The sequence below is a fragment of the Spongiibacter nanhainus genome (assembly GCF_016132545.1).
GTDB lineage: Bacteria > Pseudomonadota > Gammaproteobacteria > Pseudomonadales > Spongiibacteraceae > Spongiibacter > Spongiibacter nanhainus.
This window is the reverse complement of the sequence record NZ_CP066167.1, coordinates 496,171-511,580: the sequence shown is the minus strand read 5'-3', so window position 1 is coordinate 511,580 and position 15,410 is coordinate 496,171. Positions and strand designations below refer to the sequence as shown.

Below are 15,410 nucleotides of genomic sequence, written 5' to 3'. Positions count from 1 at the left end.
ATAAACCGGTTTGAAGTCTTTTTTCAGGATAACGCCAATGTCGAAGCTGTACCGTTTCTCCGCCGCGCTGCTAGTGGCATTGATCTGCCTGGGCGCCCAGGCACAAAGCACCGGGGATAACACCGCCCAGAGCAGCGAGCCACAGGGACAACTGCCACTGGATGCACTGCGCAACTTTGCCGACGTGTTCAACCAAATCCGCCACAGCTACGTGGAGGAAGTGGCCGATGAGACACTGCTTGAAAACGCCATCCGCGGCATGCTCAGTGGCCTGGACCCCCACTCGGATTACCTGGATTCCGACTCCTTCGACAACCTGCAAAGCCACACCACCGGCGAATTTGGCGGCCTGGGCATTGAAGTCGGCATGGAAAATGGCTTTGTGAAAGTGGTCGCACCTATCGACGACACCCCCGCGCAGCGGGCCGGCTTGCAGAGCGGTGACCTGATCATTCAGATCGACAACAAACCGGTGAAAGGCCTCAGCCTGCAGGAAGCCGTCACCATGATGCGCGGCCCCAAAGGCAGCAAAGTGGTGCTGACTATCCTCCGAGATGGCGTTAATGCCCCCTTTGACGTGGAGCTGCGGCGGGACACCATCACCGTCGCCAGCGTGCGCAGCAAAATGCTGCAGCCCGGCTACGGCTACCTGCGCATCTCCCAGTTCCAGAGCCGCACCGCTCGAGACCTGCGCAATGAACTGGCCAAACTCCAGGCAATGGATGGCGAGCTCAAAGGCTTGGTATTAGACCTGCGCAACAACCCCGGCGGCCTGTTGCAGGCCTCTGTTCAAGTCACCGATACCTTCCTGGATGACGGCCTGATCGTTTACACCCAAGGCCGCCTGCCCGACGCCTACAGCCGCTACAATGCCTCGGCGCAGACTCAAGCTGGAGACACACCATTGGTGGTACTGATCAACGGCGGCTCGGCTTCGGCGTCTGAAATCGTGGCCGGCGCGCTGCAGGATCACCGCCGGGCCATCATTTTGGGCACCCAGAGCTTCGGCAAGGGCTCGGTGCAAACCGTGCTGCCGCTGTCGGAAGAAAGTGCCATCAAGCTCACCACCGCCCGTTACTACACACCAAGTGGCAAATCCATCCAGGCTCAGGGCATCATCCCCGACATCGTGGTTGAACGGGCAAAAATCGAAGCACTGAAACCCGGCAATCAGGTCACCGAAGCGGATCTGGCCGGCCATCTGGGCCGGGACGATGGCAGAGAGAGCAACGGCGCTAGCCGCAATGGCGACAGCGATAACGCCGAACTGGCCGCCAATGACAACCAGCTGTATGAAGCCCTCAACTTGCTGAAAGGACTAAACATCATGTCTTCAGCCAAGCAGGCGATACAGAAAGCGAAAGAGGAAGCGGCCCAGTAGCCGGTAGGTTGGGTTGAGGTACGAAACCCAACACATGGACGGTGTCGCGGGTGTAAAACGGGAAGTCCGCTACAAGCGGACTTCCACACCGCGCTCGGCCATGTAGGCCTTGGCTTCCGGCACGGTATGCTCACCGAAGTGAAAAATACTGGCGGCGAGCACCGCATCGGCGCCGCCTTCAGTTACCCCTTCCACCAGGTGCTCCAGGGTGCCTACACCCCCTGAGGCAATCACCGGCACCGACACCGCATCGGCAATCGCACGGGTAAGAGCCAGGTCGTAGCCGTTCTTGGTGCCATCGCCGTCCATACTGGTCAGCAGCACTTCGCCGGCCCCCAGCTCCACCATTCGCTCCGCCCACTCCACAGCATTGATGCCGGTGGGTTTGCGGCCGCCGTGGGTGAAGATTTCCCAGCGTGGCTGGCCGTCGACATCCTCTACCCGCTTGGCATCGATGGCGATAACAATGCATTGGGAGCCAAAACGTTCCGCTGCTTCCCGCACAAAATCGGGGTTGTGGATCGCCGCTGAATTGATAGCGACTTTGTCAGCGCCGGCATTGAGCATGGCGCGAATGTCTTTGATCTCGCGAATCCCGCCGCCCACCGTCAGGGGAATAAACACCTCGGCGGCAATCTGCTCCACAGTGTGCACGGTGGTATCCCGCTCCTCGTGGGTGGCGGTGATATCCAGAAAAGTAATTTCATCGGCGCCCTGCTCGTTGTAGCGTTTGGCCACCTCGACAGGATCGCCAGCGTCGCGAATCCCCACAAAGTTGACGCCCTTCACCACTCGGCCCTTGTCGACATCCAGGCAGGGAATAATGCGTTTTGCCAGTGCCATTGTGCCTCCTAGGACTCGGCGTCGCAGTAGGATTGGGCCTCGGCCAGATCCAGCTGCCCTTCGTAGATGGCGCGGCCGGTGATGGCGCCGAGGATGCCGGCGTCAGCCACGTCTTGTAAGGCGCGGATGTCGTCCATGTTGGTCACGCCTCCCGAGGCTATCACTTTAAGGCCCGACGCCTTGGCCATTTCCACCGTGGCGTCAATATTCACGCCTTGCATCATGCCATCCCGGCTGATGTCGGTGTAAATGATAGAACTGACGCCGTCCTGCTCAAAACGCTTGGCAAGCTCGGTGGCCTTGATTTCAGACACTTTCGCCCAGCCGTCGGTGGCCACCAGGCCGTTTTTGGCGTCCAGCCCGACGATCACCGAGTCGGGAAATTCCCGGCAGGCTTCAGTCACAAACTCGGGCTCTTTAACTGCCTTGGTGCCGATAATCACGTAGTTAACGCCGGCCTCCAGGTACTGCTCAATGGTTTGCAGCGAGCGGATACCGCCGCCAATCTGGATGGGCAACTCGGGGTAGGCCTTGGCAATCGCCATCACCGCCTCGCCGTTCACTGGCTTGCCGTCAAAGGCGCCATTCAGATCCACCAAATGCAGACGGCGGGCACCCTGCTCGACCCAGCGGGCCGCCATTTCCACCGGGTCACTGCCGTAGACCGTGGCATCATCCATTTCGCCCTGACGCAGGCGCACGCACTGGCCGTCCTTAAGATCGATAGCGGGAATAATCAACATAGCTTTAAAACTCACTCACTGGCCGGAAGGCAGGCAAACCACCATCCCAGCGCAAAAAATTTCGCAATAACTGCAGCCCGGCGTCACCGCTTTTCTCCGGGTGGAATTGCACCGCAAACACGTTTTCACAAGCCATGGCGGCGTGGATCTCCACCCCGTAATCGGCGGTGGCGGCGACAAACTCCGGCGCGTGGATGTAGTAGCTGTGTACAAAATAGAAGCGGGTGTTGTCGGCAATGCCTTCCCACAGCGGGTGGTCGATGCGCTGACTCACCGTGTTCCAGCCCATATGGGGGACTTTCAAGCGCTGACCATTGGCATCGCGCAGGTCGCGACCGAAGAACTTCACTTCACCGGGCAGCACATCCAGGCAGTCAACACCGCCATTCTCCTCGCTGTGTTCCATCAGCGCCTGCATGCCGACGCAGATACCCAGCATCGGTTTGCTGGCAGCCACCTCCTGGACCACTTCGTCCAGCTCTCGGGCCTTCAATTCGGCCATGCAGTCACGGATCGCCCCCACACCGGGAAAAATCACCTTGTCGGCGGCAAAAATAAGCTCAGGGGAGTCGGTGACGTGGACGGTCACACCGTCGCCGACTTTTTCCAGGGCACTGGCCACGGAGTGCAGATTGCCCATGCCGTAGTCGATAACGGCAACGCTTGTTGTGCTCATGTAAAACTCGCGAGTAAAACTACAGACAGCCCTTGGTAGAGGGCGTGATACCGGCCATGCGCTCGTCTACTGACAGCGCCATGCGCAGCGCCCGACCGAAGGCTTTAAATACGGTTTCGGCCTGGTGGTGAGTGTTGGTGCCCCGCAGATTATCGATATGCAGGGTCACTCGGGCGTGATTGACAAAGCCGTGGAAGAACTCCGAGAACAGGTCGACATCAAAGCCGCCGACGCTGGCCCGGGTGTAAGGCACGTGGTATTCCAGCCCGGGCCGACCGGAAAAGTCGATTACCACCCGGGACAGTGCCTCATCCAGTGGCACATAGGCGTGGCCGTAGCGGAAAATGCCTTTTTTATCCCCCACCGCCTCGGCAAAAGCCTGGCCCAGGGTGATGCCGATATCCTCCACCGTGTGGTGGTCATCGATATGCAGATCGCCCTTGGCCTGCACCACCAGGTCGATCATGCCGTGACGGGCTATCTGGTCCATCATGTGGTCGAGGAAGGGAACCCCGGTCTCAAATTGGGATTGGCCGCTGCCATCCAGATTCACCGTCACGGTGATTTGGGTTTCCAGCGTATTGCGGCTAATGGTGGCCTTGCGTTCGCTCATCGACGTCTCAACAGTATCCAGCGGAAGCACTTAAAAGTGGCAGAATCGTGTATTATAAAAAATTCCCGTTCCGTATAACAGCAAATAACCTGAAGCCCTATGCCGGTCTACGCCGAGATCATTAGCCAGCCCGAACCCGCGGACGCTGACGACATCGCTCTGCTTTACCCCAAAGACAGCGATAAGCTGCTTGCCGCCGCCGATAAAGGCAAACTTATTTTGGTGGGAGGGCGTTTTAACGGACGCCTGATCGCCGCCCTGACCCTGACTCCCATCCACGATGGCGACTACCAGATGGCCCGCCTTACCGTCAGGGAAATCACCCGCGGCCGGGGCGTGGCCCGCCAACTGCTGATCCAAACCTTCAAACAGCTCCCCGATGACCTGAAAAGCATCTCCGCCGATCTGCGCAGCGCACCCGGCCTGGTCAACCTGTTCAGCGATCTCGGCTTTACTCAAGTGAGTACCTACTGGCGCTGGCAGCGCCCGCAACACTAAGCCCCCGTCACTGTGACTAGAACCGCGCCACAACACTTCAGCACCCGATTGCTGGACTGGTTCGATCGCCACGGCCGCAAGAACCTGCCCTGGCAAAAGGACATCAGCCCCTACCGAGTGTGGGTGTCGGAGATCATGCTCCAGCAGACCCAGGTGAGCACAGTAATACCCTATTTTGAGCGCTTTATGGCGCGCTTCCCGGATGTGCTCAGCCTTGCCGACGCCCCTCAGGACGAGGTTCTGGCGCTGTGGACTGGCCTCGGCTACTACGCCCGGGCCCGCAACCTCCACCGCGCCGCACAGCAAGTGAGGGACGAGCACAACGGCGACTTCCCCTGCGACCTGGAAGCCCTGCAACAACTGCCCGGCATCGGTCGCTCAACCGCCGGCGCCATCTTTAGCATCGCCTGCGGCGGGCGGGCGCCGATCCTCGACGGCAACGTCAAAAGGGTGCTGGCGCGACACGCCGCCATCGACGGCTGGCCGGGACAAAAAGCAGTGGAAAACCAGCTCTGGGCGCTATCTGAACAACATACCCCCGAGCAGCGGGTGGCCGACTACACCCAGGCCATCATGGACCTCGGCGCCAGCCTTTGCAGCCGCAGCCGCCCCCAGTGCAGCGAATGCCCTGTCAGCGAAGATTGCCAGGCCTACGCCACTGGCGAGCAGACCCGCTACCCGGGCAAAAAGCCAAAGAAGACAATCCCCGTTAAACAGTGCCAAATGCTGCTGATCGAGCACCCCGACGGTGGCATCCTGTTGGAAAAGCGCCCGCCCAGCGGCATCTGGGGCGGACTGTGGAGCCTACCGGAGCTGGCCACCGACACCGACCCAGGCGATTTTCTGCAACAACGCTTGAACGAGAGCGGCGACTCGACAGCCCTGACGCCACTGCGTCACACCTTCAGCCACTACCACCTGGACATCCAGCCAATTCACATCCAGTTACACCGCGCCCCCACCCTTATCATGGAAGACCAGCAAGCCCTCTGGTATAACGGTGGGCCCCAGCAGTTGGGCCTGGCGGCCCCCGTCAAAAAATTGCTGGACAGCTGGATACAGCGCGATCTGCTCACCAACCCAATGGCCGATTAAAAAAGGGAATCAACACCATGACCCGAACGGTATTCTGTCGAAAGTACCAACAAGACCTACCCGGTCTGGACAAGCCCCCCTACCCCGGCAGCAAAGGCCAGGACATCTTCGACAACATCTCCAAGCGGGCCTGGGAAGAGTGGCAGGCCCACCAAACCATGCTAATCAATGAAAAACACCTCAGCATGGTGGACCCCAGCGCACGCAAGTACCTGCAACAGGAGATGGAAAAGTTCTTTGCCGGTAGCGACTACGACCAAGCCGAGGGTTACGTTCCCCCCAGCGAATAAAGCTGTCGCGATCGACTTGACTCCCCGAAACGGGTCAGGTTTAATACGCGCCTTCTGCGGCCAGAGGCCCAGACATTTCCAATATGCCCAGATAGCTCAGTCGGTAGAGCAGTGGATTGAAAATCCTCGTGTCGGTGGTTCGATTCCGCCTCTGGGCACCACTCCTTGCGGCTTTCCCCTATATTCACAGGGTTTCCTAAACCGCCAGAATTGCCAGAAATCGAGTTTCAAAGTCTACGCCAGAGTCTACGTGTTCAATTAACCGTAGCGAGGTTGACCTATGGCAGCGCGGGAAGCAATTACCACCACGACACTCAAGAAGTTTCTATCAGGCCCAACGCCTGCAAAAGACCAGTACCTCCGGGCTCCTGACGGGCTGGGAGTCAGGCGTTTCAAGGGCAGCGACAAGGCCTCCTTCATAGTCGAAGCCAAGGTACGGGGCCAAGGTAGGGCACGCAGAATAACGATAGGCCCAGCCGAGCCGGAACTTTTAAATGAAGCCAAGGAAAAAGCGAGGGTTATTGTTGCCAGGCTACGCAGTGGTGAAGACGTCACAGCGACGCAGAAGGCCGCACAGAGCAAAGAAGTACAGAGCCGGGTCACGGTACTAAATGCACTACAACAGCTCCTAGAGACCCGCACAGAGCTCAAACCATCCACCCAGAGAGACTACCGCTCCTCTATCACGAATCATGCCGGCCCCTTGCTGAGGTCCCGGATCACTGACCTCAACATTGACAATGTTCGCCGTCAGCTCCGTCGAGTAGAGCGGGAGAAAAGCCAAGCGACTTCAGCCAAACTCCGACGGGCGCTATCAGCTGTCATTGGCTTCGCGGTATCCGAGTACGGTCTGGAAATGGCCAATCCCGTTGCAAGCTTGAAGGGGGTTGCACAGACCGTAAAAGGGAAGGAAGGCTTCGTTCCTGATACCCACGTGGGACAGCTGGTTCGGGAGCTATTCGCCCTTCGATCAAAGCACCGTACCCACGGGAACTTCCTCCTTTTCGTCCTCCTGACAGGTTGCCGTAAATCAGAGGCAATGCAGCTCTGCTGGGACGACGTCAACTGGGGCATGGAAACCGTGACCTTCAGGAATACAAAGAACAAACGTGATCACGAACTCCCCATGACTTGCCTGATGTACCTCATTCTCAGAAGGCAAGACGAGATTCGCCGTGGGAGCAACCCGTGGGTGTTTCCGGGGAGAGTCAATGGCACCAGATTGACTGACGTCCGAAAAACCATACTTAACAGCATCAGCCCGGAAGTGCTTTGGACACCTCAAAGGGAGCGAGGTAGGTGTTTACAGGTGCATGACCTCAGGAGAACAGCAGCCACCCACATGGTCTCTGCTGGCATCCCACAAGAAACGATCAGCCTCATACTGAACCACTCGCGCAGCAACATCACCGAACGCTACATTCAGAATAGTTACGATACTTTGATGCAGGCTCTAGAAACCTACCAACTCTGGCTTCTTGAACGAAGCAAAGAAGAGGCCGACGGGAGACGCACACGCAGACAGAAGCTCACTCCCGAACACGAAGAGCTATTGCGAGCGTTAGGCGCCAACCCACAGAGCGAGATACTCTCAGAGAACAACGAAACAGAGCAGAAGGCGAACACCACTCAAAGCCGGCACCAAACGGGCAGGCGAGTTATTCGGATCGGCGGCAACCCTATCGACCCATACAGGGAGCCATTCGAGCACAGGTTTCGCGACCTAGTGGGCTTCTATGCCGACGGTCAAACCATAGCAAACCTAACAATCTGCTCCAAACCACCCCGATCATTCCAAGACCTTATGCGGCTATCAGATAGAGAATTTATAGCCCTGACAGAGGATTTGTTCTACCAAAGGAGGAAGGATGAGGCCATGAAAGGGGCTCAGGTCAAATCCGAGCTCGAACTATTACAGGAGCGGCGAACTTTTCTTAGCAGCCATTAATGGAAGGACAGGGATTGGACATTGACCTCATACCCGAGGAATGGCACCAGGAGGCAGGAACAGCTACCAATTCGAGGCGTATTCGGTTCGGCTGTACCACTGAAGATCCTGCATTGCTGAAAAACTTTACAGCGGGTAGAGGACGAAGCAATGGGTTGGTAGGGAGTTTTTTCCGTAATCTGTGGGCCCTGAAGATAGCCAAACAACGGCTACAACTTCCGGCCAGCAAAAAAATCGTATCTCATTGAATTAATTGAAATTAACCAACGACCCCTTGCGCCACTTGTAGCGGATTTGCCGCCCCGTTTCCACCCGGTTTGTAGGTGCTTTTCTACCCGGTTATTACCCGCTTTGTGAAAGGAGACAAGGTATTCAGCGATGGACGATAGAAACGACTACCTCGATAATTCTCGCCCTCTTGATGTATGGCAACGGAGTGATCACCCAAAGGCCCTTGCCGCAGCGAAGAAAGTAGCGAGATTCATTCAAGAGCAGCTGGAAAGTACTTCTAGTAATGGAAAGCGGGCCGCCCCCAAGGAAGAGCAGCAATCTGAACGTTCTGGACGTGAGTCCCCTATTGTCCGCTTACCAAGCTCTAGAGGAGGTGGAAGGAAGAAGTTTGACAACCACCTTCTGAGGGTTCTCTGGGATTTGGCTATTAGTCAGTTTGATTCTGAAGGCAACCTTCTACCCCGCAACTGTATCCCCTGGATTGCCATACAGCTCTCTGATGAAGCCTCATTGCGGAATGATAGTAGATACAACAAGTGCCATTGGAAGCCATCCCAGTTACGAGCCGTTACTGATGTCCTCCACCTCCTTGGTCTCATTCATAAGAGCCCCTACAAGTATGTTCGTGAGGGAGGATTTGAGGATGGCATGTCCTTTAGCACACGCATTCTCGGGACTAATTTGTTATGGGACATGCTTTACAGCGTTACACCCTGCATGATCGAGCACGACCCCGACGAGGAACTTGTTGTTCTTGTTGAGAAGATCAATAAGAAACGGAAGCTCCTGGAGTATGACGATAACCTTCACCCCGAGATTCCCTCAATTCGAGAGAACCTTGCGGAGATTAATAGCCTCCTTTCCGATCTAAGTATCTCCTTGCCTTTGACCTTGGATCTGCAGGCAGAAATAAACGAGGAGCGCCTAAGGAAAGGAAAGCGGCCTTGTGACTTCAACATTCCTCCTGGGACTAGAATGCACTACGCCCGTATCTTTCAGGATAGTTTTACTACCTGTGGTCGCTTCTATGGCCCCTGGTTCCAAAACATTCCTGCGGAAGCTCGTCCATACCTGAAGCTTGAGCACAAACCCACTACCATCAAGACAGCCGGACACGGCATTGATTACGAGAATTGGGGAACTTCAGAGATCGACTTCTCCTCTCTTCATCCCGTCCTGCTCTATGCCCAAGCTGGGATAAACATTGCCACCGACCCTTACACAATACCCGGCTATGAGACCCCACATGAACGAAATGCGCTGAAGCTAGTCTTTCAACTCCTGATTAACTGTAAAAGCCTAAATTCTGCGAAGAAGGCCGCTCGAAGGAACAAAAAATTAGGCCAGAAGTATGCGTACCTCATCGAGCCATTAATAGATTTCCATGCACCAATTAAAGACAGGTTCTTTCAGGATGGACAAACAGGAAAGGAACTTCAGCTTATAGACTCCAACATCGCCGAACAAGTCTTGCTCAACTTTGGCCGGAAAGGATTTCCCTGCCTGACTATTCATGATTCATTTATCACTTGGGACTGCTTAGAATCCATGCTGACAATGGAGATGGATCAAGCCCTATGGACGCTCTATCCCAACTTCAAACCTGAGATGACGCTGTATAAGGTAAAACGCTCAGACGGATCAACAGGTACGAAAGAAGGCATTTTCACATATTCAGGCGAGGATGACTTTGACTGCTAGCCGCCCTCTCCCTCCTACAAGTCACTCTCAATGGATTTAACAAAGCCCCTGCCCTAGCATACGAAGGACAGCAAAACGCCACAGGGCGCAGTATGAGCCCCTCTAAGACCCACCCGGCAGTGCCCGTGCAAATTGGGCCGAGCCTTACTTACTCAAGAGTATTGGACAGCCTAAGGCATCGCATCGCTGTCCATGTTGATCATTTTCCCGATGGCGACGTAAAATCCCCAACTGCTGGGTAGTACTGACCAACGATAATTAGTGCGATAGCTACCTAAACAGCGCCAGAATGGAACTCTGAGATAAGGATCACACATTGTCGACCCTCAAGAACCTTCTACGCCAAGTAGAATCAAAAGACCCACAACTTGCCGCCGACCTCGCCCGAGAAGTCAAGGCCCTCGAATCCCGCCGAGCATTCGGCCTTAATTTTGAGCGGCACACCCCGGAAACCGTCGAGCTCCCGGGCCGCCCCATTCGTCGAGGGGACAAAGTCCGCTTCTTACCCGAACGAGGGGAGCCGACAAAGAATGTTGATCGGGGTCTATGGCGAGTAACCAAGATCAAAGTAGAAGGCGGGATACGAACCGCCGAGCTGGTTAGAAAAGCAGTCGAGTTGGGAGAGATAGAAACAGCCACCAGAGCCTGTGATGACCTAGTAGTGGTTGCAGAGTTTCGTGACCCCATTTATCCGGGCCTCAAATCCACCGGCAAAATTGAACGCGGGGGCAACAAGCCCTTCCACACCGTTATCAATGCAGAAAATTACCACGCCCTACAAGCCCTTCAATACACCCATGAAGGCAAGGTAGACGCAATTTACATTGACCCGCCTTACAACACCCGCGACAAGGACTGGAAGTACAACAACGATTACGTTGACTCAGACGACCAGTACAAGCACAGCAAATGGCTAGCCATGATGGAGAGACGACTTAAGCTAGCCAAAAAATTATTATGCCCCATTAACTCAGTTTTGATAGCAACCATTGACGAAAAAGAAGTACACAGATTAGGGCTACTACTTTCCCAAGTATTCAACGACTCAAAAATTCAAATGGTTACGAGCCTTATCAATCCCAAAGGAGTAGCCAGAGGCCAAGAATTTTATAGAGTTGAGGAGTATTTGTTTTTCGTCTATGTAGGCGAGGCAGCCGTCCAGAAATCAACCCATGCAATGATCAGTACAAAAGAGCGGGTAGACAATAAAGAGAATGAAGCCGAAACCAACCCGCCCAAAGTCAGGTGGGGAAGCTTACTAAGGAGTGGCACCGATGCCAAACGATCAGACAGGAAGCATCAATTTTACCCAATCTTTGTCAATAAAAACTCCGGGGAGCTACATAGCATAGGCGAGGCATTATTACCTCTTTCAGCCAATCGAGACGAAGTGATACCGCCAACAGGGACTGTCGCCATTTGGCCAATACGCAAAGATGGCTCAGAAGGCCGATGGCAAGTAGGAAACCAAAGACTTTCTGAACTTTTTAACATGGGGTATGCATCGATTGGAAAGCTAAGCCCATCGGGACGAGCATCGATTAAGTATGTAACAGACAATCTCCTTAATCAGATCAAAAATGGCAGCATAAGAGTTACAAGAAAAAATAAAACTGAAGCCGTCTCACTTGAGTACGCAAATAACTACGTACATCTGGAAAACCCAAAGACAATGTGGAACAAAACATCTCATAGCGCAAGTGAACACGGCTCATCTCTGGTGCGATCCATAATTCCAGGAAGAGATTTCCCATTCCCAAAATCACTTTATGCTGTTGAGGATTGTTTGCGCTTTTTCGTTTCTAACAAACCAAACGCCATTATTTTAGACTTCTTTTCTGGATCAGGCACTACAGCCCACGCAGTAATGCGCCTTAACAAAGAGGATAGTGGACAGAGGCAATGCATCAGTATAACTAACAATGAGGTATCTGCCGATGAGCAGAAAGAACTGAGCACAAAAGGGCTTAGACCCGGAGACGCCGAATGGGAATCACTAGGAATCTGCGACCATGTGACAAAACCTAGAATTCAATCTGCCATAACGGGAAGAACACCTCAAGGAGAGGACATTGGCATAGAATACCGATTTAATAAACAATACAGCATGGCAGATGGCTTCGATGAAAACGCCGAGTTCTTCACACTGTCTTATGAAGCCCCAGCTCCCGTGGCGCACAACCGATCCTTCGAAGCTATCGCACCTCTTCTATGGCTTAAAGCCGGAGCTAAGGGTAGAAGGATCGATCGAAAAGAAAATTCTTTCGGCATCGCCGACAACTACGCGATTTTATTCGACTTAGACGCATCAAAAAACTTTCTATCAGAAATCCAAGGCAACCAACTTCTTACAATGGCTTTTATCGTCACCGACGATGACTTAGGGTTTCAGTCTGTTTGCGAAGAACTTCCATCGCATGTTGAGTCTGTACGCTTGTATGAATCATACCTAAATAATTTCACCATCAACACGGGAAGAGATTGATGCGTTACACGTTAAAAGGATACCAAAAGGACGCCGTAGTTGACGTTCTCGCCAACTTAAAAAAGTCTACTAGAGATTGGAAACAGGATGGTGACACTTCCGCTTTTTCATTGACAGCAACAACCGGCGCAGGGAAGACCGTGATGGCTGCCGCAGTCATTGAGGCACTTTTTAACGGTGATGCTGAAAACAATTTTGAGGCAGACCCCGGCGCGGTGGTTCTCTGGTTTACTGACGACCCGTCCCTAAATGAACAAACCCGCTTCCGATTAATGGCAGCAGCTGACAAAATAAACAGCTCTCGTCTTGTGGTTATCGAAAACTCCTTCAGTCAAGAGCAACTTGACGCAGGAAAGGTTTACTTCCTGAATGCTCAGAAGCTCTCCAGAAATGCAAAATTAGTTAGAGGTGTCACTCAGCACGACACAGGAAATCCACAAATTCAACTCGACAATGTCCCCCCACCGGACGATCGAGCCAATACGATGTGGGACATTCTAAGGAACACCATCGAGGACAAAAATTTAACTCTCTATCTTGTTCTTGATGAAGCTCATAGAGGGATGAATAGTGAAAGAGAACGGGCGACCATTGTACAAAAGCTTATTAATGGCACAAGCGGAGCGCCTCCCACCCCGGTCGTTTGGGGTATTTCAGCAACTGTAGAACGCTTTAATGAGGCAATGAAAAAGCAGCAAGGAAGAAACATTCGCCCACCCGTTGTTGTTGACCCTGCCAGAGTACAAGATTCGGGACTTTTGAAGGATGACATTCGCTTAGACTTCCCAACAGAAAAAGGCACTTTCAATACCAGCCTACTAGCTAGAGCCACACGAAAATTAAAGACCATAACCGAAAGGTGGCAGACGTATTGTAATCGGGAAGGGAGCACTGACGATGTAGTTGTCCCTTTATTAGTTGTACAAGTCCCCAACTCTCCCTCTGACCAATTATTACTTTCTGCCGTTGAGACTATTCGAGATGAGTGGCCTGAAATTCCCTCTGATGCCATAGCTAACGTCTTCGGCGAACATAGCGACCTTGAGTTAGGTGATTTCACCGTGCGTTATGTGCACCCGCAGATGATCCAAGACCAGACCCACGTCCGTGTCCTACTTGCTAAAGATGCAATTTCGACTGGCTGGGACTGTCCACGCGCCGAAGTCTTTGTTTCATTCAGACCCGCCTCAGACACCACATACATCACTCAGTTGCTTGGCCGCATGGTTCGGACACCTCTCGCTCGCCGCATACCCGGAGACGATCTACTTAATTCCGTAGAATGCGTACTCCCCGAATTTGATAGCAACACAGCTACCGAAGTCGCAAAAGCCATGATCGGTCAGCGCAAAGAAGATGGCGACGGTACAGGAGGCGGTGAGGGCCGACGTGTACTCATTGCACCGGTTGACATGGGAACTAACCCCAATATCCCAGATAGTGTCTGGGAGTTATTTGACTCTCTCCCCTCACAAACACTGCCCAGAAAAGTAGCAAGGCCAATCTTCCGCTATACCGCTCTTGCTCAATCCCTGTCTCGTGACGGCCTACGCGTCGACGCCGTCAAAGAAGCCTATAACGAGCTCTGCAAGGTTTTAGATGGGTTCTCAGCCCGACACTCTGACAAACTCGAAGCGGCCAAGGAGGACGTATTACAGGTCGATGGCGCAACTATCGTGGTAGGTGTACATAGCGGAGATGTTGAAGACGCGGGAGTGTTTCACGAACTCGCAGACGATAGAGCGATTCAAGCAGACTACAAAGCCGCAGGTAGGCTCCTCACCCCAGAACTAGCAAAACGCTACGCCGACTACCTAGCCGATCCAGATGATGACGATAGCCTTTTAGATGCACACATCACTGTAGGCGCACTTGGAAAAATTGACGGAGTCACTGAAGCACTGGATGCCGAAGCTGATGAGATGGCGAAAGCCTGGTTCGATGAGTACAGAGTCTCAATAAAGGGCCTTAGTGAGGAACGGCAGGCTGACTACGACAACATAAAAGGCATGTCCTCGCAGCCCCAGCGTATCGACATTAAGCGTCCGCACATTCGCACAGAGGAAACCAAGGATAGCGAAGGCAACCTTCTTGAGACTCGGAGTAATCACCTGATGGCTGATACTACCGGCATGTTCCCCGTTGCAAACCTAAACAACTGGGAAATCAAAGTCGTTGACAAGGAGATGGGACGAAGTGATTTCCTTGCATGGTATCGCAACCCATCACGAGCATCGGCGGACGCTCTCGCAGTCGCTTGGACTGGAAGTGACGGGAACTGGCGGCGTATGTGTCCTGACTTTATCTTTTTCCACGGTGACGAAAACAATGTAAAAGCTTCCATCGTTGACCCTCACGGCATCCATCTCAGCGACGCCATACCAAAACTGAAGGGTCTCGCTGATTTCGTAGAAGCCTATGGTGACACCTTCCACAGGATTGAATCCATTGGGGAAGTAGACGGCAAGCTACGCGTACTAGACATGAAGAACCAAAAGGTACGGGACGCTGTTCGAGCAGCGGATGATGTAGAAGTGCTATACCGCAGCGTCGAGGCGGAAAACTACCAATAGTTTAAAGAGTCAAATTCAAGGAACTTTATGAAAGGGAACTTACTTCGTATCTCACTTACGGAAAGGCATGAAGCTCCACTTTTCGAGGGTGACGAACAAGAAGGATTCACTCGATCAAGCCGAGCAGAGTTTTTAACTAAGCTTTTTGGTAAGGTGTGGCAATTTCAACATAGACGGGTACAATTCAGCTATCTATGCTACGGGCGAGAAGGAGATTTTCTGTACGGTGCAATTGGAAAACGCATTGTTCGACAACACTTCTCCCCGCCGGAGGATGGTTTACGTCCTATAGATGTAGATTACTGGGAAAAATCATTATTTATTCTCATTGCT

Annotated in this window: 12 protein-coding genes and 1 tRNA gene; 9 read left to right on the top strand and 4 right to left on the bottom strand. The window is 53.4% G+C overall.

The genetic code is table 11. The annotated features are described in order from the left end of the window. Nucleotides 1–37 precede the first annotated feature (37 nt). Nucleotides 38–1,381: a S41 family peptidase gene (locus I6N98_RS02365; protein WP_198570221.1), complete on the top strand. Its 1,344-nt coding sequence runs from the start codon at nt 38–40 to the stop codon at nt 1,379–1,381. A gap of 69 nt (nt 1,382–1,450) precedes the next feature. Here I6N98_RS02365 and hisF read toward each other — a convergent pair whose 3' ends face one another. From hisF to hisB, 4 genes are read right to left on the bottom strand one after another with little or no spacing between them, the layout of a single operon-like run. Next, nucleotides 1,451–2,224 carry an imidazole glycerol phosphate synthase subunit HisF gene (gene hisF / locus I6N98_RS02360; RefSeq protein WP_198570220.1) on the bottom strand — a complete coding sequence of 258 codons (774 nt, stop codon included), beginning with the start codon at nt 2,222–2,224 and terminating at the stop codon, nt 1,451–1,453. A gap of 8 nt (nt 2,225–2,232) precedes the next feature. After that, the gene (gene hisA, locus I6N98_RS02355) at nt 2,233–2,967 is read right to left on the bottom strand and encodes a 1-(5-phosphoribosyl)-5-[(5-phosphoribosylamino)methylideneamino]imidazole-4-carboxamide isomerase (RefSeq protein WP_198571513.1); all 735 of its coding nucleotides are present in this window, start codon (nt 2,965–2,967) and stop codon (nt 2,233–2,235) included. 4 nt (nt 2,968–2,971) lie between these two features. After that, nucleotides 2,972–3,643 carry an imidazole glycerol phosphate synthase subunit HisH gene (gene hisH, locus I6N98_RS02350; protein ID WP_198570219.1) on the bottom strand — a complete coding sequence of 224 codons (672 nt, stop codon included), beginning with the start codon at nt 3,641–3,643 and terminating at the stop codon, nt 2,972–2,974. Nucleotides 3,644–3,662: 19 nt separating this feature from the next. Next, nucleotides 3,663–4,256, bottom strand: coding sequence for an imidazoleglycerol-phosphate dehydratase HisB (hisB, locus tag I6N98_RS02345; RefSeq protein WP_198570218.1), 594 nt, complete (start codon nt 4,254–4,256; stop codon nt 3,663–3,665). Nucleotides 4,257–4,355: 99 nt separating this feature from the next. Between hisB and I6N98_RS02340 the strand changes: the two genes are divergently transcribed. From I6N98_RS02340 to I6N98_RS02305, 8 genes are all read left to right on the top strand, one after another. Then, the gene (locus tag I6N98_RS02340) at nt 4,356–4,754 is read left to right on the top strand and encodes an acetyl-CoA sensor PanZ family protein (protein ID WP_198570217.1); all 399 of its coding nucleotides are present in this window, start codon (nt 4,356–4,358) and stop codon (nt 4,752–4,754) included. Between the two features lie 12 nt (nt 4,755–4,766). Then, nucleotides 4,767–5,849: an A/G-specific adenine glycosylase gene (gene mutY / locus I6N98_RS02335; RefSeq protein ID WP_198570216.1), complete on the top strand. Its 1,083-nt coding sequence runs from the start codon at nt 4,767–4,769 to the stop codon at nt 5,847–5,849. Between the two features lie 17 nt (nt 5,850–5,866). Then, nucleotides 5,867–6,139, top strand: coding sequence for an oxidative damage protection protein (locus I6N98_RS02330; protein WP_198570215.1), 273 nt, complete (start codon nt 5,867–5,869; stop codon nt 6,137–6,139). Between the two features lie 85 nt (nt 6,140–6,224). Then, nucleotides 6,225–6,300 (top strand) — tRNA-Phe (locus I6N98_RS02325). Between the two features lie 119 nt (nt 6,301–6,419). Beyond that, nucleotides 6,420–8,087, top strand: coding sequence for a tyrosine-type recombinase/integrase (locus I6N98_RS02320; RefSeq protein WP_198570214.1), 1,668 nt, complete (start codon nt 6,420–6,422; stop codon nt 8,085–8,087). Between the two features lie 378 nt (nt 8,088–8,465). Further along, entirely contained in the window at nt 8,466–10,019 is a 1,554-nt protein-coding gene (locus I6N98_RS02315; RefSeq protein ID WP_198570213.1) for a hypothetical protein, read from the top strand. A 316-nt stretch (nt 10,020–10,335) separates the two neighbouring features. Then, nucleotides 10,336–12,504 carry a site-specific DNA-methyltransferase gene (locus tag I6N98_RS02310; RefSeq protein ID WP_198570212.1) on the top strand — a complete coding sequence of 723 codons (2,169 nt, stop codon included), beginning with the start codon at nt 10,336–10,338 and terminating at the stop codon, nt 12,502–12,504. Beyond that, nucleotides 12,504–15,077, top strand: a complete 2,574-nt coding sequence (locus I6N98_RS02305) for a DEAD/DEAH box helicase (RefSeq protein WP_198570211.1) — start codon at nt 12,504–12,506, stop codon at nt 15,075–15,077. The genes I6N98_RS02310 and I6N98_RS02305 overlap by 1 nt, the downstream gene beginning before the upstream one ends. The last annotated feature ends 333 nt before the right edge of the window (nt 15,078–15,410 follow it).

What these genes read in the sequence shown, in the direction of transcription:
- I6N98_RS02340 (WP_198570217.1), top strand. Translation starts at nt 4,356, where the DNA reads ATGCCGGTCTACGCCGAGATCATTAGCCAGCCCGAACCCGCGGACGCT.
- I6N98_RS02305 (WP_198570211.1), top strand. Translation starts at nt 12,504, where the DNA reads ATGCGTTACACGTTAAAAGGATACCAAAAGGACGCCGTAGTTGACGTT.
- I6N98_RS02315 (WP_198570213.1), top strand. Translation starts at nt 8,466, where the DNA reads ATGGACGATAGAAACGACTACCTCGATAATTCTCGCCCTCTTGATGTA.
- I6N98_RS02320 (WP_198570214.1), top strand. Translation starts at nt 6,420, where the DNA reads ATGGCAGCGCGGGAAGCAATTACCACCACGACACTCAAGAAGTTTCTA.
- hisH (WP_198570219.1), bottom strand. Translation starts at nt 3,643, where the DNA reads ATGAGCACAACAAGCGTTGCCGTTATCGACTACGGCATGGGCAATCTG.
- hisA (WP_198571513.1), bottom strand. Translation starts at nt 2,967, where the DNA reads ATGTTGATTATTCCCGCTATCGATCTTAAGGACGGCCAGTGCGTGCGC.
- hisB (WP_198570218.1), bottom strand. Translation starts at nt 4,256, where the DNA reads ATGAGCGAACGCAAGGCCACCATTAGCCGCAATACGCTGGAAACCCAA.
- I6N98_RS02330 (WP_198570215.1), top strand. Translation starts at nt 5,867, where the DNA reads ATGACCCGAACGGTATTCTGTCGAAAGTACCAACAAGACCTACCCGGT.
- I6N98_RS02365 (WP_198570221.1), top strand. Translation starts at nt 38, where the DNA reads ATGTCGAAGCTGTACCGTTTCTCCGCCGCGCTGCTAGTGGCATTGATC.
- hisF (WP_198570220.1), bottom strand. Translation starts at nt 2,224, where the DNA reads ATGGCACTGGCAAAACGCATTATTCCCTGCCTGGATGTCGACAAGGGC.